Below are 17,499 nucleotides of genomic sequence, written 5' to 3'. Positions count from 1 at the left end.
GCCGGAAATTGTATCACATTCGCGCCCGGCGGCGGCAGGGGATATTCACCACAGACGCCACAGCGGTCACAGAGAAGTCCATTGGTCATTGGTCAGCTGACATTTTTCATTTGTCATTTTCAGAGGATTGAAATGAAAAATGATCAATGACGAATGAAAAATGAAGCCTGTAAACGTTCTGTTTTCTCTGTGTTCGCTGCGTCTCTGCGGTGAAAATGGCCGCCGCGCTCATTCCCGGCGCCAGACCGTCCCCTCGGGCGTGTCCTTGATGACGATGCCGAGCGCCTTGAGTTTGTCGCGGGCGGCGTCGGCGGCCGCCCAGTCCCTGCGGGCGCGCGCCGCGGCGCGCACGGCGATGAGCGCCTCGACCTCGGCATCGGCGCCGCCGGTCGCTGCGCCGGGGAGCACGTCCAGCACCCGGTCGGCGTCGGCCACGGCGGCGAGCGCCCGGTCGCGGTCGCCCGCGGCCAGTCGGCCCTCAACCAGCGTCCGGTTGATGTCGCGGATGAAGTCGAACAGGGCGGCCAGGGCGGCCGAGGTGTTCAGATCGTCGTCCAGCCCGGTCTGAAAGGCGTCGCGGAAGGCGGTGCAGCGCGCAGCCACCTCGGCCGATTCGCCGGCGGGCAGCTTCTTGCGCCGGAGCGTGTCCACGAAGTCGTGGATCCGGTCCAGCGACGCCTGGGCGTAACGCAGCCCCTCCTCGGTGAAGTTGAGTTGCTTCCGGTAGTGCACCGACAGGAGCAGGTAGCGGATGGCCGCCGGGTTGTACCCCTTGGCCAGCAAATCGCGCAGGGTGAAGTAGTTCCCCTTCGACTTCGACATCTTCTCGCCGTTGACGATGAGGTACTCGCTGTGGAGCCAGTACTTGACGAAGGGACGCCCCGTGGCGCCCTCGCTCTGGGCGATCTCGTTCTCATGGTGCGGGAACACCAGGTCGGCGCCGCCGCAGTGCAGGTCGAAGCTCTCGCCCAGGTACTTCATGCTCATGGCCGAGCACTCCAGGTGCCAGCCGGGCCGGCCGGGGCCGAAGGGGGTCTCCCAGTACGGTTCGCCCTCTTTCCGCCCTTTCCAGAGGACGAAGTCGCGGGCGTTTTCCTTGTCGTACTCGTCGCTGTCCACGCGGGCGCCCGACTGAATGCCGCCGAAGTCCTTCTTGGACAGCTTGCCGTAGTCGTCGAAGCTGCCGATCTTGAAGTAGATCGAGCCGTCGCTGGCGTAGGTGTACCCCTTGGCCGCCAGCGCCTCCACCAACGCCACCATCTCGGGGATGTGCTCCGTGGCCTTGCAGACCACGTCGGGCCGGAGCACCCGCAGCGCCGCCAGATCCTCGAAAAAGGCGGCGGTGTATTTTTCGGTGTACGCGTTCAGTGACATCCCGGCGGCAGCGCTGTCACGGATGGTTTTGTCGTCGATGTCGGTTACGTTCATGACGTAGCGTACGTCGTAGCCGCGCCAGCGCAGGTAGCGGTTGAGGATGTCCTCGAACACGAAGGTGCGGAAGTTGCCGATGTGGGCGTAGTTGTAGACCGTGGGGCCGCAGCAGTACATCTTCACCCGCGGCGGGTCGAGGGGCTGGAACTCGTCCAGCCGTCCGGTCAGGGTGTTGTGGAACTTGAGCACGGCGCTCCTCCCGGTCCGAAATTGCCGCCCATTATACCAGAATTGGCGCCGGCGCTCCGGGAGTGAACGGTGAACAGTGAACAGTCAGGAGTGAGGAGATAGGAACTCTCGTGCTCGTCATTCGTAATCGTAATCGTGATCGAAATTGTGATCGAAGCTAGAGGCTTGAGACTCGAGGCTCGTTCCCGTAACGCGGACTTCGGACATTGGACATCGGACATCGGATTTTGGAATAAGCGGTTCGGGGGTCGCGGTTCAGGGTTCGTTCCCAACAATCCGCCATCAACTCTCCCAGAAATCGGACCTGGGTTTTGGGGCCTGGGTTCTGGGGCCTGAGTTTTGGGATCTTGGTTTTGGGACCGGAATCACAGAACCCGGTTCCTTTGATCCATTCGCCGATCCACCCATTCACTTATCTGCTTTTTCTTCACTCCCCACCGTTCACCGTTCACTGTTCACTTCATCCAGTCGGTAACGCCAGCGCATGCCCAGCAACCACAGGTTGACCCCGGTGGCCAGGGAGCAGGGATGAAGGTAGCGGAGCTCGAATGTCATCGGCGCGGCGAAGCACAGGAACGCCACATAGGCGATCACCGACAGGGCGAGGGCCGGCGGCAGGCCGTACCACCGCTTCCAGAGACAGACGGCGGTTACGAGCGCCGCGACAGCCAGCATCAGGAGCGGGAGGTAGAGCCATGTGCATCCGTAGATGTACCGGGGCATGAGGCGGGACACGGCGTTGGACCGAAAGATCGTGGCGCGGTAGGTCTCGCGGGCCGCTCGGTCGGCGTCGTTCCGGTCGGCATACCGAACGGCAAAATGATTGTCCCGGATGAAGTCGATGAACTGCCGGCTTTCCGCGTACTGGTGGGCCCAGGGGTACTCGTACCAGTCCGTCTGGGTGAGCAGCTTGCCGGCGAACGCCAGCCGGTGGCTCAAGTAGCCCCGCGGGTGCGACATGATGGCGTGGAGCCACGGGCCATCGATCCGGCCGCCCACATTTGTCTGGATCCACTCCGCCGCACAGCCCCAGGCGGAGAAGATGTCCGCGTTGAAGGGATCGGACGCATACGCCGCCGCCAGTTTCTCCGGCGTGCCCTGCGCGGTCAGGAACTCTCGGGGGAACTCGTCCATGGCTCGGGCCCGGCTCAGGGTGCCGACAAGATCGAAGTACTGGACGTGGGAGGCGGTGTTCGGGGCCGAGCGCAGCACGTACCGGTCGAAAGCCCGTCCCGCCAGGTTCAGGCCGGCGCCCGCGATCAGGCCCAGCCCGACCGCTCCCACCCAGCCGAGAAACGATGTCCGCGCCCGCCGGATGAGCAGACCCGCCAGCAGGCCCAGCAGCGGGAACAGGGCGAGGAGCGCAAAGTGGCGCAGATTGACCGCGTAGTAGGCCACGGGGATCACCAGCGCCCACAGCCAGCGGGCGGACCGGAAGCTGCGCAAGTGGAGATAGGCCCCCGCCAGCACCAGGATCGACGCGGCCAAACCCACGTCCTTCCAGACGTACGGGGCGTAGAGAAACGACGTGGGCAGCAGCGCGACGATGACCAGCGCGACCGGGAACCGGCGGGTCACCCGGATCGCCCAGTCCGCGAGCAGCGCGAAGCCCCCCCAATACAGCAGGCCGTGGAACAGCAGCATGGCGCCCGCGCCTGCGACCGGTAGCAGAAAGTGCCACCAGAAGGCCATCACCGGCGGGTGCCAGTTGGAAAAGCCGAACATCAGCGCTTCCTGAAATTGCCCGTACGTGTCGGTGATGAATATGCCCGGCCGGAAAACGATGTAAAACAGGCCGCCGAGCGCCGTCCACACGCCCAGGCTGGCCAGGCGCAACGCCCGCACGCGGCCCGGAGTTGGCTCCAGCTCGATCGGCCGGCCGCGCGCCTGCCCGCTACCCCGCCGAAACAACCGGAACCAATGCGGCGGTCGAGAAATCGCCATATGGATCATCCTTGACTAAAACACTGGGCTGACACGGCAATCGGCCAACCGGCGCACTCCGCGGCCAAACCGATGAATCCGAGGATCAATCGCTTGACTGTCAGCCGATTCTAACCGCAACCCAACCGCAAACGCTATCACACGCACCACGAGCGCATCAAGACCATCGACGTGTTGTTCAAGGGCGTCGCGCAACTTTTCACCAGCCGTGGCACCGGCGGCACGATTGTGGGAGTGAACGGGGAATGGTAAACAGTAAACGGTGAGGAGATATGAAATAGGATAGAGTAAATGGGAGATAGATGGGCGATAGGTGAACAGGTGAATAGCGCTTACGGCCCCGCAGGTGCCGTCAGCCTCACCAGTAACAAAATTGTTTGATTAGGTGTCATGTTTCATATCAATGTATTGCAATTTTTTAGAGAGGTGATTGGGTGAAAGGGCATGAGAATCCGGGTTCTGTGATTCAGGGTCCAGAACTTAGGACCAAGGTCTAATTCCCGATTCCCGATTCCCGATTCCCGATTTCCGATGTCCGATTTCCGATGGTCGCTAGCCATTGTCTGCGTTGCGAGAACGAGCATTGAGACTCGGTGAAGACGACGGTGAAGGTTGCAATTACGATGACGATGCAGAGTGCGATGACGATTGCGATGACGAGTACAAATACCTAGGACGTCTCACGATCACGCCGCCGCCTACTCCCCTACTCTCCTACTCTCCTACTCTCCTACTCTCCTATCTCCTTTCCCTACTTCCCCGCCAGCTGCGGGTAGAGCTTGGCGGCGCAGTCGGGGCAAATGCCGTGGCTGAACTCGGCTTCGGAGTGTTCGCGAATGTACTGCTCCAACTGGTTCCAGGCGCCGCTGGAGTCGCGGATTTTTTTGCAACTGGCGCAGATGGGAATGATCCCCCGGAGGGTGCGGATCTCGGCCAACGCCTTCTCCAGCTTGCCGATGAGCTCAGCCTTTTCCATCTCGGCCGTTTTGCGGCGGGTGATGTCCAGCTGGGCGCCCAGGGCCCGCAACGGCCGGCCGTCGGCGCCGCGGGCGACGATGCGCCCCCAGTTGAGGATCCAGCGCCAGCTGCCGTCGCGGGTGCGCAGCCGGTGTTCCACCTCAAACACGGGAATCTCGCCGCTCTCGTGGCGGCGTGCCGCCTCTTCTACAGCTGACCGGTCGTCAGGGTGGATCAGCTCCTTCCACGCAGCGGCATGATCGTCGATGTCGCCGGGTGAATACCCCAGCATCCGCGCCCAGTTGTCGCTGCGCACCACCCGGCCGGTGGTGAAGTCGTGGTCCCACCAGGCCAGCCCCGCGCTCTCCACGGCCATGGCCAGACGCTCCTGCGCGTGGAGCGCTTCTTCCAACAGGTCGGGATCGATACCGCCGACAGTCGTGTCGGTGCCGAGCGCCGCGACCACGGTTTCAAGCTGATTCACCCGCGCCATCAACCGGTCGATCTCCGCGGCCACCCGCACCCGTGTGTCCAAATGGGTCTGCATCCGCTGCATCTCCTCCCGCGCTGATTCAGCCCTCACGGCGCCGGATCGCGAAAAGTTGACATGCCGGTCACAGAATCGTCATATTGATGAAAGACCATGTATACTGCCGCCGGTGGAGCCGTGGCAAGACTTTTTTTCAGCGGCAGGTCCCCGGCGGCGCCCGCGGCGTGACATGCGCCGCCCCCTCGGGTACAATACCCACCGACACCCCGCCGCACAAGGAGATCGCCATGGCCGATGATGCCCCCGTCAAGATCAAGCAGCCGCCGGTCCTGTTCAGCCAGACCCAGGAGATCATCCAACGCCTGGCCGGCCTTCTGGACGGCGTGCTCATCACCTACTGGAACAGCCCCAGCGGCTCGGTCTGCGACAACGACGTCGTCGCCGTCCACCAGATGCTGGAGCGGATCGGGCGGGTGAAGCGCCTCTACCTCTTCATCAAGTCCGAAGGGGGCGACGGTCAGGCCGCGCTCCGGATCGTCCACCTGCTGCGCCAGTACGCTCGGGAGATCGTCGCGCTGATTCCGCTGGAGTGCGCCTCGGCGGCCACCATGATCGCGCTGGGCGCCAACGAGCTGCACATGGGCCCGATGGCCCACCTCACGGCCATCGACACGTCGCTGACGCACCCGCTGTCCCCGGTGGACCGCGACAACGAGCGGGTGAGCGTCAGTCTGGACGAGCTCAAGCGCGTCATCGGACTTTGGGACCGGGAGAAACAGGTGGAGCAGTCCAACCCGTACCAGGCGCTCTTCGCCCACGTCCACCCGCTGGTCATCGGCGCGGTGGACCGGGCCGACTCGCTCTCCATCATGCTCTGCAAGGAGATCCTGTCGTACCATATCCAGGACGAGGCCACGGCCGAGCGGATCGCCCACACCCTGAACACCCGCTACCCGTCGCACTCGTACCCCATCCTCTCGAGCGAGGCGCGCCGGCTGGGTCTGGCGGTGCGCGAGCTCGAGCCGGCGGTGCACGACCTGCTCATCGACCTGAACCTGATCTACGCCGAGATGGGGCAGCGCGCCGTCACCGACTTCAGCGAGATCCGCAGTCACAACAACGAGATCCTGAACATCATCGAGACGCGCGACGTCCAGCTCTACTTCCAGACGGACAAGGACTGGTTCTACCGCACCGAGGAGCGCCGCTGGGTGCCGCTGAACGACAACAGCTGCTGGCGGCTGGTTGAGCGGATCGACGGCAAGATCCGCAAGCAGATGTTCCACCTGGCCTGACCGGGCGGGCCGCCCGCCGGGAGCCGACGGACATGCCGGGACACCGCTTCCACCTCACGCTCACCGAGCGCTGCAACGCCCGCTGCGCTCACTGCTACTGGGACGCGGCCGGTGTCCATGCCGATCCCGGTCTCGACCGCGTGGCGCAGATTCTTTCGGAGTTCCGCCGGTTCGCGCGCGCCCACGGCGAGCGGGGCCGGCGCATCCTGACCCTGAGCGGCGGCGAACCCACCCTGCGCGACGACCTCAAGGCGGTGATCCGCCTGGCCCGGCGGCGGGGCTTCCGCGTGCGCCTGGCCACCAACGCCATGGCGCTCGACGCAGCGCGGGCCCGGTCGCTCCGGCAGGCCGGCCTGCGGATGGTGCAGGTCAGCGTGGACGGAGCGGAGCCGGCGACGTTCGAGCAGGTGCGCGGCCCGGGCTCCTGGGCGCCGACGCGGGCCGGCATCGAAGCGCTGCGGGACGCGGGACTGTTCGTGATCCTCAGCCTCGTCCTGCTGCCGGAGGCGAACCTGGAGGAGGCGCCCCGGCTCCTGGACCTGACCCGGACGCTCGGGGTGGCCGGCGCCAAGTTCGCCCGGCCGGTGCACGCCGGAGAGGCCGCGCGCTACGATCTGGCCGGCGCGGCGGATTACTGGGACGCCTACCGCCGGATCCTGGCGCACGCCCGGGAAATCGGCTACCGCCGGCCGCTGCTCCTGTTCGACCCGCTGGCCCACCGCCTCGTCGCCCGCCACCCGGATCTGACCCGGGGGCTGTGGGGACTGGACACCGCGCTGTGCCGCTGCGAGCGGACCGAGCTCGTGGAGGTCAACGGCGCCACCGGCGACGTGTACTATTGTCGCCTGCGCCAGCCGCTGGGCAGCCTGGACCGCGACGACCTGGTGGGGCTCTGGCGCACTCACCCGGCGCTCGAGGCCATCCGCCGGCGGTCACCCGCAGCCGCCTGCGCCGCCTGCCCCGCGTGGGCGGGGTGCCGCGGGGGCTGCCCCGCCGTCACCCACGGACGCACCGGAGTGGTCGCAAACCAGGACACCGACTGCCCCGCCGTGAGCGCTCAGGGCACGCCACCCGCCACGCTGCCCGCCGGCTCGTACCCGCGTCCGGCCCGGCCGTCGCTCCCCGCCGCCGCCTGCCGCGCCAGCCGCCTGCTACGCTCGGTGGCGTTCTACACGGTGCTGCGAAACCGGGGGTAAGAACCTCTTTCGTATTCAAAATCGTAATTCGTAATCGAAATCGTACTTGTGATCATGATCGTGACTCGATGTTTTGGGTTCGGGACTCGAGCTTCTGGACCCGAGCCTCGTTCGCGTCCCTGGGACATGGGACTTGGGACTGAATCCGGGATCCGGAAACCAGGCCCCAGAACCTAGGTCCCAGATCCGAAGTCCGATATCCGCGTTACGGGCACGAGTCTCCAGCCCCGAGTCCCGAGCCTCGATTACGATTACGATTACGATCACGATGGCGAGCACGAAGTCCGATGGCCGAAATCCGATGTCCATTCCCCTACAGCATCGCCACCAGCACGAGCAGCACCGTGACCAGCATGGCCGGGTTGTCCAGCCAGCCGGGAAGCGTCACCTCAGCGGCCGCACCGGCGGCGGCCGCGGCGCCAGCGGCGGGCAGCAGTGCCGGCAGGGCGAACCCGTAGCCGAAGTGGCCGCCGATCGTCACGATCCCCATGATGGTCAAGGCATTAACGGCGGCTCCGGCCAGCGATTTGCCCGTCCACGGCAGGCGCGGACCGCCCAGCTTCCGGCCCGCGGTCGCGGCGGCGGCGTCCCCGGCGCTCATGGCCAGCACAGCCAGCACCAGCTCAGCTCGGCGGCCGGCCGGCCAGCTCCATGCCAGCGCCAGCAGCGGCAGAACCGCCACGGCCAGGTAGTAAACGCCGCGCGACAGCCGGATGGCCGCCCGGTGGCGTCGCCAGTTGGCGTCCGCGTTGCCGGCCAGGATCAGGGTGAGGACCGACAGGAACAGCCAGGCCCGCGTCAAGGCGTGAACCAGCGGGATCACCCACATACCCAGCGCCACGTGGAACGTCTTTCGGGCGGCGAAGGCCGACAGCCAGCCCCGCCGCACGGCCCCGCTCAGCAGGTCGTGGGTCAGCCGCATCCCCGCCAGCCAGACGGCCACAATGACCAGTTCCCACCCCAGATCGCTCATGGATGTATTATGCCAGATGAGACGTCCGCCGGACCAGCTGCCCGCCGCAAGCACCACGTCGATTTGCCTGAAAAAATTAACAAAAAAATGCGAAATTTCTCTGCCGTGCTGTCGATAAATATACAGCACATCATTCATGCCATGGGAGGTGCCTATGTCCGTAGGTGGTGTCGGCGGAAAAGGACCGATTGAGCTTCCGGAATCTCAGCAGACCATCGATACGAAGCAGGATGTCCAGCAGGCTGCCCCGCATCAGTTCACCGACGGCATCGTCGGCGCACAGCAGGTGGCCGGCAACGTGCTGGATGCGGTCAGCGGAAACCAGCAGGTGGCTCATGGCTCGGTGGAGCAATTGCAGATGATGCTGACGGCGGTCATTCACGGCGACACCCACAGCATCCCCAACGAGGATCAGATGCCCAACTACGACCAGGGCAGCACCAACGGCTGCGGCACCACCAGCCTGGCCATGATCCTGAGCTACCTCACCGGCCAGAGCATCACCCAGGGCGACATCGACAAGGCCATCCGGCGCATGGACGTGTTCACCTCGCCCCGCGACCTGCTGGAGTATGCCCAGGACATGGGCCTGGCTGCGGAAGGATACAACAACGGCACCTGGGAGGAGTTGAAGGGGTACATTGACCGCGGCCTGCCGTGCCAGGCGCTGATCTCCGCGGACGGTTCCTCCGATCCCACCAAACTGCATTACATCGCCGTCACCGGCTACGGCAAGGACGCGACCACCGGCGAAGAGACCGTCATCTACCATGACCCGGCGACCGGCAATGAGGAAACCATGCTGCTGTCGGAATTCAAGCAGAAGTGGAGCGCCCCCATCGGCGGATTCGAGAACTACTTCAACGTGTACGGCCCGGCCGGCACCGATCTTCCGTCCAGCCGGTTCGACGGTATCGAGGGCACCACCTGCTTCTCCGAGGGCTTCGCCAATCTGACCAACAATTTAAACCGCCTGTACGACCCCGACAGCGTCGGCAGCTGGCTCCACGGCTTCATCGGCTTTCCCGGCGGCATCGTCCAGACGGTGGGCGGCGCGGTCGGAGGCGCCGTCTCCCTGGCGGGCCAGTGGCTGAGCGACAGCGTGGAAGGCATCCCGGTGGTGGAAAACCTGGTCCAGCCCTTCGGCGACATCATCGACGGCGTCGGCGCAGGATTCAGCGACGTGGTGGGCGGCTTCGGCGAGGCGTTCGACTCCTGGGGCCAGGGCTTCGAGGACCTGTTCAGCGGCGACGTCGGCGGATTCTTCAGCGGCATCGGCGAGGGTTTCCTGGACATCGGCAGCGGCATTGTCGAGGGCGTGGGCGACTTCTTTGGCGGGGTGGCGGATGCGGTGGGCGACTTCTTCAGCGGCTGGTAAGAGCCGGCCGGCCCGCGGTGCCGCCGTCCTGCTGCTGGTGCTGGCCCTGGGCGTGGCGACTGCCGCGCCACGCCCCACGGCCACGGTCACCGGACGCGTCGTGGATGGGGACGCCTGGCAGCCGCTGGCCAGCGTCACCGTCGTCTGGGACAAGCAGCGCGCCGTCACCGGCGCCGATGGCGCCTACCAGTTGCGGCTGCCGGCAGGCGTGCGCATGCTGACCTTCACGGCGTCTGGGCGGGCGGTGGCGCGCAAGCTTGTGGTGATCCGCGATCCGGGCCAGGTGGTCCGGCTGGACGCCATTCTGCCCGCCGGAGGCCCCGCACCGGCGGCGCGGCTGGCGTTGAACCGGGGGCTGTATCTCTCCCCCGAAGGCAAGGTCTTGCCCGCGGACGCCAAACCGGCGGGCACGCTCACCCTGACCGACGCCTTCGGCAACCAGGACCGGCCGCTCCGGCTGAACCTGCGGGGCTTCAACGCCTGGGCGCCGACCTGGGCACCCGGCGGCCAAGCGGTCTACTACGGCGTGGACGGCACCTTCCACAAACCGGCCGACCGCAAATACCTGGGCGTTTTCCGCCACGAGCCGGCTACGGGCCGGACGGAGGCGGTGCTCCGCGGCCACGGTATCCGGCACATTGCGCGGAGCGCCGACGGCACCAGCCTGGCGGCCGCCGGCGAGAAATCCCTCTACGTGCTGGACGCGGCGGCCCGGCCCAACCCCAGCCCGCACCCGGCCTTCTCGCTGGGCAACGCGCGAGGCTGGCTCCTGTCGGTGGCGTGGGGACCGGCGGACTGGATCTATTTCACGGTGGATGACCAGATCCCGCTGGATGAGCGGCGGTATGCCTCCCGGCCGCGCATCGCCCGAATGCATCCGGACGGTTCCGGACTGGAACCGCGCTGGGCGGCGGCCGACCAGTCCGCTTATCGCTACCCGCTGGCGTTCGCCGACGGTACCATCCTGTACGGCCGGCATGCCTTGGACGGCACCGCCCAGGAAGTCTGGTTGCGGCCCGCGGCGGCGGAATCCGAGCGGAAGCTCGCCGATACCGCGCTGCGCCCGGTCTGGCTGGACGCGGCCGCCCACCGGCTGTACTACATTTACATGCTGGACCTGCACGTCCGCGACCTGCAGACGGGCACAGACTTAATCATCGTCCAATCCGCGGTGCAGGCCGACTACCGCCGCGACTGATCCGCGTTTGACGAAACGACCGCCGCTCGCCGCGCGCTAACTCCGTGCGGCGGGCTTTTTTTGCGTCCCCTTCCGCGCGGGCGCTTTCCGGCGCGGCGACGGGAGTTTCGCCGGGCTGACGTCCGGCGCCGGCTCGAGGGTCAGCTCCTGCCACGCCGCCCGCTCCAGGACGGCGGTCAGTCCGCTGACGATCTCCCCGTGGCGCATGATCGCCTGGATGATGGCCTTCAGCGGCTCCAGGCGGAGATCGGTCGCAGTGTCGAGATCGACCTTCTTCATCTCCCAGCCCGGGAACAGCCGCGTCAGATTGCCCTCCTCCACGCGCAGGGTGAGCACGTCCCGGTGACGGTTGTCGCGCAGGATACAAGAGTACAATTCGTCCACCGCGCCGTCGGGCCCCTCGATGACCTGAAAGAAGACGCCGCCGGTGGCCATGAGCAGCCCGGTAATGCCGAGCTTCCGGTTTTTGCCAGCCGCCTGGGCGGCGATCCGCTCGATGTCGCGGGCGGTCATGGGGGCGGCGAACCGGCTGATGTATTTGATCCGTTTCATCCTCTCTCCTCCTCGGGCGGAGCTGGCGGGATCGCCCGCCGCTTCTGCCTTGGATGCGGTCGCGGGGCGCCGGTCGCAAGCGGATTGATGTTCCAGCGGGGCGTTGCATCGGACGGCGGTTCGCGCTATCATACGCCTCCGGTCCGCCGGGCGACGGACATTGCCCTGCACCCCCGCCGTCGCCGGCCGGCCCGATTCCGAACACCAGGAGGCAGCCGTGCCCATTTATGAATACCAGTGTCACCGCTGCGGGGTGGTCACCGAAGTGCTGGTCAGGACCCCGGACGCCGGCGGCGCCGTCGCCTGCCGGTCCTGTGGCGGGACGGACACGGAGAAGATCTTTTCGGCAGCCGCCGTGCTCACCCACGCCGGCCCGCCCTGCGCCGAGAAGTGCGGCCGCATGGACACAGCCGGCCGCGACCTCCCCTGCGGCTCCCGCTGCTGCCCGCATTGATTCAACTCGGGGTTCGGGGCTCGAGGCTCGGGGCTTGTTCACTCCATGCTCGTGCTCGTAATTCGTAATTGTAATCGTAATTCGTGATCGTATTCTAGGCTCGAGACTCGAAGCTCGTTCCCGCCATGCGGGATTTCGGACATCGGACACCGGACTTCGGACCCGGGCCCTCGGTTCTGGATTCTTGGTTCTGGATTCTTGGTTCTGGGTTCTAAGTTCTGGGTTCTGGATTTCCCCTCATGCCCAAGTCCCGGCTTCCGGATCCCAGGTTTCAGTCTTCAGGTCCCAGCCTTCCCATTTACCGTCTCACAGCTTATCAATGGTCAGGTAAAAATAGCAGGCCGCCGGACGCCCCTGGTCATCCTTCGGCTTGGAAAACCGGTAGCGCGAAACGGCCTGGGTGAGGGCCTTGAGCACGCAGGGCGGCACATCGTCCATCTCTTTCAGGTTGAGCATGACGGCGCACTCCACTTCGCCCTGTTCATCGATAAGGATTTCGTAGACGGGCGTGACCGCGCTCAGTTCCCCCTCGCAACCGGACGGGCGCTCCAAAGGCGAGCGCTCCAATAGCTCCGGGTCCGGGACGTCCTCCGGTTCCAGGATGATCCGGTCCGGCTATTCATTCATCCCGGTGCAGTGGTGTTTCCGCTCCGGCGGTTCAGCCGCGATGGCACTTCCGATCAAAAACCCCGCCACCAGGAGCGGCAGTGTGCTTCGGATCACGATGCCTCCGTCTTGCCCCGGACACCCCCCGCCGGCCGGACGCGGTCGCTTCGGGAGTGTTGACCGGTCGGTTATGCGTGTTCGCCCGCTCCTTCTTGAGGTGCTGTTTCCGGTTGGTCCCCGTCGTCCTGTTTTTTCTTTTCGAGACGGCGCTTGCGCTTCTCTTCCTGTTTTTTCTGCCGGGCCAGATCCTTCTGGCGTTTTTCATGCTTGTAGTTGTTGCGTGCCACCTGCACCTCCGGCTTTCGCATTTGATACAGCCACCGATGGCTCGGTCACACTTTAGCACAACGACGCGTGAGTGTTAAAAGGAAAGCATGGCATTCCGCTGCGCCAACCGCTGGCGCGTCCGGCGAGACCCGTCGGTTGGCGACGCGGTGCTTGCGGCGGGTTTACTCGCCTCCAGCTGTGTGGGCGACGAGCTCCAGCGTTTTCTGTTCCCAGGTGTACTGCTTCGGGTCCTGGCCGGGTATTTCGGCGCGCCGCAGAAGGACCACGGGAAATTTCGAACCGGGGGGGTTGTTGAGCGCCTCGAATTGTGACATGTTGCGCATGGGGATCCCGTTGATCTGCTGGATGATATCCAGCGCCCGGATCCCGGCCTTGTCGGCTGGCCCGTCGATGGCCACGCTCGTTACCAGGATGTACTCCACTCTGGTCTGCCCGAGATCCTCCGCCTGTTCCGCCGTGAGGTTGGTCACGTACAACCCGTAGCTGGGTATCGTCAGCTTCCGGCCGGTGGCCGCCAGAACGGAAGCCATGGCGTCCATGAAGTCCCGCGCCGCGCTTTCGGCATCGAAGCAGAACACATAGACCGAGCCGGCGTACACCTTGACGCACCAGTGGAGCGTGCGGTTTCGCGGCAGCATTTCATCGACGTCCGGGACGTACCACAGTTCCAGTCGGGTGATGGGTTCCAGCTTGAGCTTGTAAGTGGTCTTCCCCTCCCCGTCGCCGTTTTTCTGGTACCAAATCGTGTGGAAACGGAGTTCGTCCTTCTTGGGCTTCTTGCGGTCAAGCTTCACCTCGACGGTGTTGGCCAGCAGCACCGCGTTGTAATTTTCGGGAGTCAGGCAGGCCGGATGGGAACGCTTGAAGAGGGCCACGACCTGGTCCGGCGGCAACTGGGCATTCGGCTCGTGCCAAAACCACTGCTGGTCGCTCGGCGCCGGCCAGACCTTTTTTTTGCCCTGGATGATGGTGAGCTCCTGCTGGGCCAGCGCCGGCGAAGCGTCCACCACGAGACCGGCGAGACAGCACCCGGCGATCAGTCCGAGGAGCAGCATCGTGCCGCTCCGCCGGCGAAGTCGGTTCCGACTCCCGCTTCGAACAACCCCTGTTGCGTTCATGGCGCCTCCTGTTGCAACCGCCGTCGATTCTCAAATGAGCAGGTCCGGAACTGTAGATAACCGAATTGTAAATCCTGCCCACCCCGATTTTCAACCCCCGGCTACAGGTCGACAACCACGGCCGGGCGGGGCGGCAGGCCGGCACAGAGCCATTCCATAAATGAAAAAGTCCCGCCGGATCGGCGGGACTCTGATCGGTTCTGATCCGGTGCGGACGGGCGGTTAGTTTTCGAACACCTTCTCCACGTCCTGGTACCGGGTGTGCGTGGTCTCCAGGGCGGTGTCGATGACCTTCCAGTCCTCGCCGGCCAGCGCCCGGTTCAACTCGGCGGTGGCGGCGCCGAGCGCCGCAAACGCCTCCTTCAGCGCCTCGGTCTTGGCCTCAAACCGTTTGGGGACGACCGCGGTCTGGAGCACCTCGCATGCCTTGGCAAGTTCGGTGCCCGAGGCGCGCAGCGCCGCCAGGTCCTTGGCCGGCCACTGGTAGTGGTACACCTGGTACAGCACCTGGTGGTAGGCATCCAGCTCCTTCATCACCGGCCGGACCATTCGCACCAGCCCCTCGTAGCGGGCGTGCAGCTCCTCGGCGGCATCCAGGCAGGGCTGGAGCTCTCCGCCGGCAACGGCTTGCTCGTACTTGGCAACCGCGGCGGCCATGGCCTGGACGCCGGCGTCCCACTTAACCTGCTTGTCGCGCAGAATGCCGGGCAGCTTGGCTTTCTCCAGCTCGGCCAGGTGCGCCCGGATCTGGGGCGACAACTCCTTCATCAGGGCCAGATCCTTGTTGGGCCAGGCGGTGTGCCACAGCGGGTAGATCACGTCGTGAAACGCGAACAGGGCAGGCACGTCGGACTTGACATCCGACGGATCGGTGGGCGCCGCCCACGCCGCCAGCATCAGCACGGCGGCCAGACTGATCAGCAGACGAACGCGCATATTCATGATGCCTCCAGGGACTTGGTTTCGAACAGGGGGACGGGGCCTCCTCCGCCCGCTCATTCTAACCGCCGCAGCCGGTTTGTCAAGGATCCGGACGAGGCGGCCGCAGTTAAGATGCCCGGCCCGCGAGAAAAGATGACGCTACTTGGACGATCGCTCGGCTTTCTCCCGCGCGAAGTCCTTCTCGGCGGTCCGCAGCACCCCCGGCGGGATGCCGGCCTTGCGGGCCAGTTCCTTGAAGTGCACGAAATCGTCTTTAGCATCCTGCAGGCGCTGCATGTAAGAGTTGGATGCGAGGAGGCCCTGTTTGTTCCACTCCAGGATGCGGGTTTCCATCTCGTCGATCTGGGCCAGGTACCCCTTGAACTTCTTGTAGTAGAATTCCTCGTTGGCCGTCCGCTCCGGTTCAGCGGCGGCGGGCGTCATGGTGGTGCCGTCGTAGACGGGTGCGGCCGCGGGTTCCTTCTTGACCGACTTGAGGTGGTCGTTGGTGATGACCACCGTCGCCTTCTTATCCTTCGAAGCCTTGCTTTTACGGGCCACGTCGGCCACACTCTGGCCGGCCGCACCGACCGACACAATCAGCACCAGCGCGGCCAGCGCCGCCTCCCGGACACGGGATCTGTTCATTGCGGACCTCCTGTACCCGGCTACAGCCGCGACGGTCCGGTATGGCCCGTCACCGCGGCAGCGCCGGGGCCTGCTTCAACCGCACCCGGATGTCGAAGCGGGCGCCCTGACGTGACACGACGCCGAACTTACCCGAGTAGTCGGCGAACACCAGCGCCGTGCCCGACCCCTTCAGCACCTTCAGGTACGGGTCGAGCTGGGCGACCAGCTTGCGGAATGACTCCCGCGCGGCCGCTTCCGACGGATAGTCGATGCGCATCCGGGTGAAGTCGCCGCCGGCGCCGTCGTCGTACCGCGCCTCCGCGGCGGTGGCCGTCCGGCCCAGGCTCAGGATGTTGCCGTCGCCGAAGGTGAAGATGGGGCTCATGCCGTACGGGCCCCGCACCAGGCGCAGCGTGTCGGGAAGCTGCCCCTCGGCCGGCAGCGCCTTCAGCAGGGGCACTGCGGCGTCCCTGGGGAGCAGCCGGGCGATCGCCTGTCCGAACGCGGCCAGCACCGGCCGCAGGTCGCTGCCGCCGGTCAGGTTATTGACAATCACGAGGTAGCGGTTCCGTTGGAGCATGAGCTGATAAGTGTCCACGGTGTGCCGGGCCGGGATGCCGGGATCGCGCTGCTCCCGTCCGCACTTGGCCAAGTAGATCCCGACGCCCGCGGCCGGGTCGGACATCCGGTACACCTCCACGGCCAGCTCCGCCCCACCCTTGTGGAAATGCTGCAGGGTCAAGGCCTCGAACCCGAACTCCAGAAACAGCTCGGCGCCGCCGTCGATGTAGTTGTACAACTCGCCGGGACCGTACACCTTCTGGGTCCCGGCGCGGGTCCAGCCCGGCGCCGCGCCGTCCGGGGGGATCAGTCCGGGATCGCCGGCGGCGCCGGCGATCGCCGCCGCCAGCCAGAGGGTCACGATCAGGGCGCCGGCGGACCGGCTGAGGCCGGCCGTTCGCCCGGGGCGGGTGCGCATGGGTTCCACCTCCCGCGGGAATCGCCGCGGCTCAGAGCTTCACGTACTGGATCCTGGCCGGATCGGCCACGCCCAGGCCCAGCTTTTCGCCGTAGTGCAGATACTCGGTGTACCGGGGATGCTCGTTGACCGCCACGCCGGCCGCCTTGCGCTTCTCCACCATGTGCCGGTGACCGATCATGTCCAGGGCGAAGGGGTCGGTGGCAAAGTAGAGCGAGTGCCACGGATAGACGAACTTGGCGTTCATCATGGGCCCGTCGTCGTACTGGCCGCGGATGCCGTCGATGATGGAGAGCACCATCTTGTCCCGTACCCACGGCGCGGCGCACACCTCGGTGTTCACGCGGAAGAACAGCGGCGCATGCAGACGGCCGGTGTTGCAGACGGCGCCGTAGCCGATGTTCTTGGTGACCATTGAGACGCCGTTGCCGGTGTTCTTGAACACGGCGATGTTGATGATCTTGGTGAGCTTCTCGGTGAGCAGGCGACCGAAATAGCTGTACTCGCCGGCGAAGACGTGCTGGTTGAGATAGAACTCGTCGTCCTTGTAGCCGCGCACCGCCTTCCCCTCGATCCCCTTGGCGAAGTAAAACGCCTTGGGATCGAAATTGGCCTCGCTGACGTGGTGACCCGCCGCGTCACGCCACTTGGTGCCTTCCTCATCCATGGTCTGCAGGCCCACGATGCCGACACCGGGGAAGCGTTCGGGGGTGTACCGGGCCTCCGCCAACATGAGGTCGAAGCGGTCCCAGATGATGATCCGCTCCCGCGGCAGGCCGTTGGCGGTGAGCCATCCGATCACGGCGTCCACCACCTCGTGGCGGACATTGATCAGCGGGT

The 17,499-nt window shown here is 65.4% G+C and carries 17 protein-coding genes; 5 read left to right on the top strand and 12 right to left on the bottom strand.

Annotation, left to right across the window (positions count from 1 at the left end):
- Nucleotides 1–228 precede the first annotated feature (228 nt).
- The 3 genes from GX414_05285 to GX414_05275 all read right to left on the bottom strand — a co-directional run bounded on the left by GX414_05285 (nt 229) and on the right by GX414_05275 (nt 5,068).
- Nucleotides 229–1,620 carry a cysteine--tRNA ligase gene (locus GX414_05285; GenBank protein NLI46502.1) on the bottom strand — a complete coding sequence of 464 codons (1,392 nt, stop codon included), beginning with the start codon at nt 1,618–1,620 and terminating at the stop codon, nt 229–231.
- Between the two features lie 441 nt (nt 1,621–2,061).
- Nucleotides 2,062–3,564, bottom strand: a complete 1,503-nt coding sequence (locus tag GX414_05280) for a hypothetical protein (GenBank protein ID NLI46501.1) — start codon at nt 3,562–3,564, stop codon at nt 2,062–2,064.
- Nucleotides 3,565–4,315: 751 nt separating this feature from the next.
- Nucleotides 4,316–5,068, bottom strand: coding sequence for a PAS domain-containing protein (locus GX414_05275; GenBank protein NLI46500.1), 753 nt, complete (start codon nt 5,066–5,068; stop codon nt 4,316–4,318).
- 230 nt (nt 5,069–5,298) lie between these two features.
- Here GX414_05275 and GX414_05270 point away from each other — a divergent pair, with 230 nt between their 5' ends.
- Both GX414_05270 and GX414_05265 read left to right on the top strand, forming a co-directional pair.
- The gene (locus GX414_05270) at nt 5,299–6,306 is read left to right on the top strand and encodes a hypothetical protein (protein ID NLI46499.1); all 1,008 of its coding nucleotides are present in this window, start codon (nt 5,299–5,301) and stop codon (nt 6,304–6,306) included.
- Between the two features lie 32 nt (nt 6,307–6,338).
- Nucleotides 6,339–7,502: a radical SAM protein gene (locus GX414_05265; GenBank protein NLI46498.1), complete on the top strand. Its 1,164-nt coding sequence runs from the start codon at nt 6,339–6,341 to the stop codon at nt 7,500–7,502.
- A 313-nt stretch (nt 7,503–7,815) separates the two neighbouring features.
- Here the strand turns inward: GX414_05265 and GX414_05260 are convergent, their stop codons facing one another.
- Nucleotides 7,816–8,475, bottom strand: coding sequence for a hypothetical protein (locus GX414_05260; GenBank protein ID NLI46497.1), 660 nt, complete (start codon nt 8,473–8,475; stop codon nt 7,816–7,818).
- A gap of 154 nt (nt 8,476–8,629) precedes the next feature.
- Between GX414_05260 and GX414_05255 the strand changes: the two genes are divergently transcribed.
- Together GX414_05255 and GX414_05250 are read left to right on the top strand one after the other, a co-directional pair.
- Nucleotides 8,630–9,853 carry a hypothetical protein gene (locus GX414_05255; protein ID NLI46496.1) on the top strand — a complete coding sequence of 408 codons (1,224 nt, stop codon included), beginning with the start codon at nt 8,630–8,632 and terminating at the stop codon, nt 9,851–9,853.
- Nucleotides 9,822–11,051 carry a carboxypeptidase regulatory-like domain-containing protein gene (locus GX414_05250; protein ID NLI46495.1) on the top strand — a complete coding sequence of 410 codons (1,230 nt, stop codon included), beginning with the start codon at nt 9,822–9,824 and terminating at the stop codon, nt 11,049–11,051. The genes GX414_05255 and GX414_05250 overlap by 32 nt, the downstream gene beginning before the upstream one ends.
- A gap of 36 nt (nt 11,052–11,087) precedes the next feature.
- On the opposite strand, the gene GX414_05245 is transcribed toward GX414_05250, so the two are convergent.
- A complete protein-coding gene (locus GX414_05245; GenBank protein NLI46494.1) occupies nt 11,088–11,603 on the bottom strand; it encodes a BLUF domain-containing protein in 516 nt (171 codons plus the stop codon).
- A 217-nt stretch (nt 11,604–11,820) separates the two neighbouring features.
- Here GX414_05245 and GX414_05240 point away from each other — a divergent pair, with 217 nt between their 5' ends.
- Nucleotides 11,821–12,057 (top strand): zinc ribbon domain-containing protein, encoded by a 237-nt coding sequence (locus GX414_05240; protein NLI46493.1) that lies wholly within the window; start codon nt 11,821–11,823, stop codon nt 12,055–12,057.
- 306 nt (nt 12,058–12,363) lie between these two features.
- Here GX414_05240 and GX414_05235 read toward each other — a convergent pair whose 3' ends face one another.
- The 7 genes from GX414_05235 to GX414_05205 form a co-directional block, all read right to left on the bottom strand.
- Nucleotides 12,364–12,609: a hypothetical protein gene (locus GX414_05235; GenBank protein NLI46492.1), complete on the bottom strand. Its 246-nt coding sequence runs from the start codon at nt 12,607–12,609 to the stop codon at nt 12,364–12,366.
- 242 nt (nt 12,610–12,851) lie between these two features.
- Nucleotides 12,852–13,010 (bottom strand): hypothetical protein, encoded by a 159-nt coding sequence (locus tag GX414_05230; GenBank protein ID NLI46491.1) that lies wholly within the window; start codon nt 13,008–13,010, stop codon nt 12,852–12,854.
- A 162-nt stretch (nt 13,011–13,172) separates the two neighbouring features.
- Nucleotides 13,173–14,066 carry a PDZ domain-containing protein gene (locus tag GX414_05225; protein ID NLI46490.1) on the bottom strand — a complete coding sequence of 298 codons (894 nt, stop codon included), beginning with the start codon at nt 14,064–14,066 and terminating at the stop codon, nt 13,173–13,175.
- A 285-nt stretch (nt 14,067–14,351) separates the two neighbouring features.
- Nucleotides 14,352–15,071 (bottom strand): hypothetical protein, encoded by a 720-nt coding sequence (locus GX414_05220; protein NLI46489.1) that lies wholly within the window; start codon nt 15,069–15,071, stop codon nt 14,352–14,354.
- A 138-nt stretch (nt 15,072–15,209) separates the two neighbouring features.
- A complete protein-coding gene (locus GX414_05215; protein NLI46488.1) occupies nt 15,210–15,698 on the bottom strand; it encodes a hypothetical protein in 489 nt (162 codons plus the stop codon).
- Between the two features lie 49 nt (nt 15,699–15,747).
- Entirely contained in the window at nt 15,748–16,659 is a 912-nt protein-coding gene (locus GX414_05210) for a hypothetical protein (protein NLI46487.1), read from the bottom strand.
- Between the two features lie 31 nt (nt 16,660–16,690).
- Nucleotides 16,691–17,499 (bottom strand): DUF362 domain-containing protein (locus GX414_05205; protein ID NLI46486.1); only part of this gene is annotated, 809 nt, incomplete at its 5' end.

It is taken from the genome of Acidobacteriota bacterium (assembly GCA_012517875.1).
Taxonomy (GTDB): Bacteria; Acidobacteriota; JAAYUB01; order JAAYUB01; family JAAYUB01; genus JAAYUB01.
The sequence above is the reverse complement of the archived record's forward strand: the minus strand, read 5'-3'. Positions and strand labels throughout refer to the sequence as shown.

Excerpts from the sequence above, each read along its gene's own strand:
- GX414_05280 (NLI46501.1), bottom strand. The coding sequence starts at position 3,564 with ATGGCGATTTCTCGACCGCCGCATTGGTTCCGGTTGTTTCGGCGGGGT.
- GX414_05275 (NLI46500.1), bottom strand. The coding sequence starts at position 5,068 with ATGCAGACCCATTTGGACACACGGGTGCGGGTGGCCGCGGAGATCGAC.
- GX414_05270 (NLI46499.1), top strand. The coding sequence starts at position 5,299 with ATGGCCGATGATGCCCCCGTCAAGATCAAGCAGCCGCCGGTCCTGTTC.
- GX414_05265 (NLI46498.1), top strand. The coding sequence starts at position 6,339 with ATGCCGGGACACCGCTTCCACCTCACGCTCACCGAGCGCTGCAACGCC.
- GX414_05260 (NLI46497.1), bottom strand. The coding sequence starts at position 8,475 with ATGAGCGATCTGGGGTGGGAACTGGTCATTGTGGCCGTCTGGCTGGCG.
- GX414_05255 (NLI46496.1), top strand. The coding sequence starts at position 8,630 with ATGTCCGTAGGTGGTGTCGGCGGAAAAGGACCGATTGAGCTTCCGGAA.
- GX414_05250 (NLI46495.1), top strand. The coding sequence starts at position 9,822 with ATGCGGTGGGCGACTTCTTCAGCGGCTGGTAAGAGCCGGCCGGCCCGC.
- GX414_05245 (NLI46494.1), bottom strand. The coding sequence starts at position 11,603 with ATGAAACGGATCAAATACATCAGCCGGTTCGCCGCCCCCATGACCGCC.
- GX414_05225 (NLI46490.1), bottom strand. The coding sequence starts at position 14,066 with ATGCTGCTCCTCGGACTGATCGCCGGGTGCTGTCTCGCCGGTCTCGTG.
- GX414_05220 (NLI46489.1), bottom strand. The coding sequence starts at position 15,071 with ATGAATATGCGCGTTCGTCTGCTGATCAGTCTGGCCGCCGTGCTGATG.
- GX414_05215 (NLI46488.1), bottom strand. The coding sequence starts at position 15,698 with ATGAACAGATCCCGTGTCCGGGAGGCGGCGCTGGCCGCGCTGGTGCTG.
- GX414_05210 (NLI46487.1), bottom strand. The coding sequence starts at position 16,659 with ATGCGCACCCGCCCCGGGCGAACGGCCGGCCTCAGCCGGTCCGCCGGC.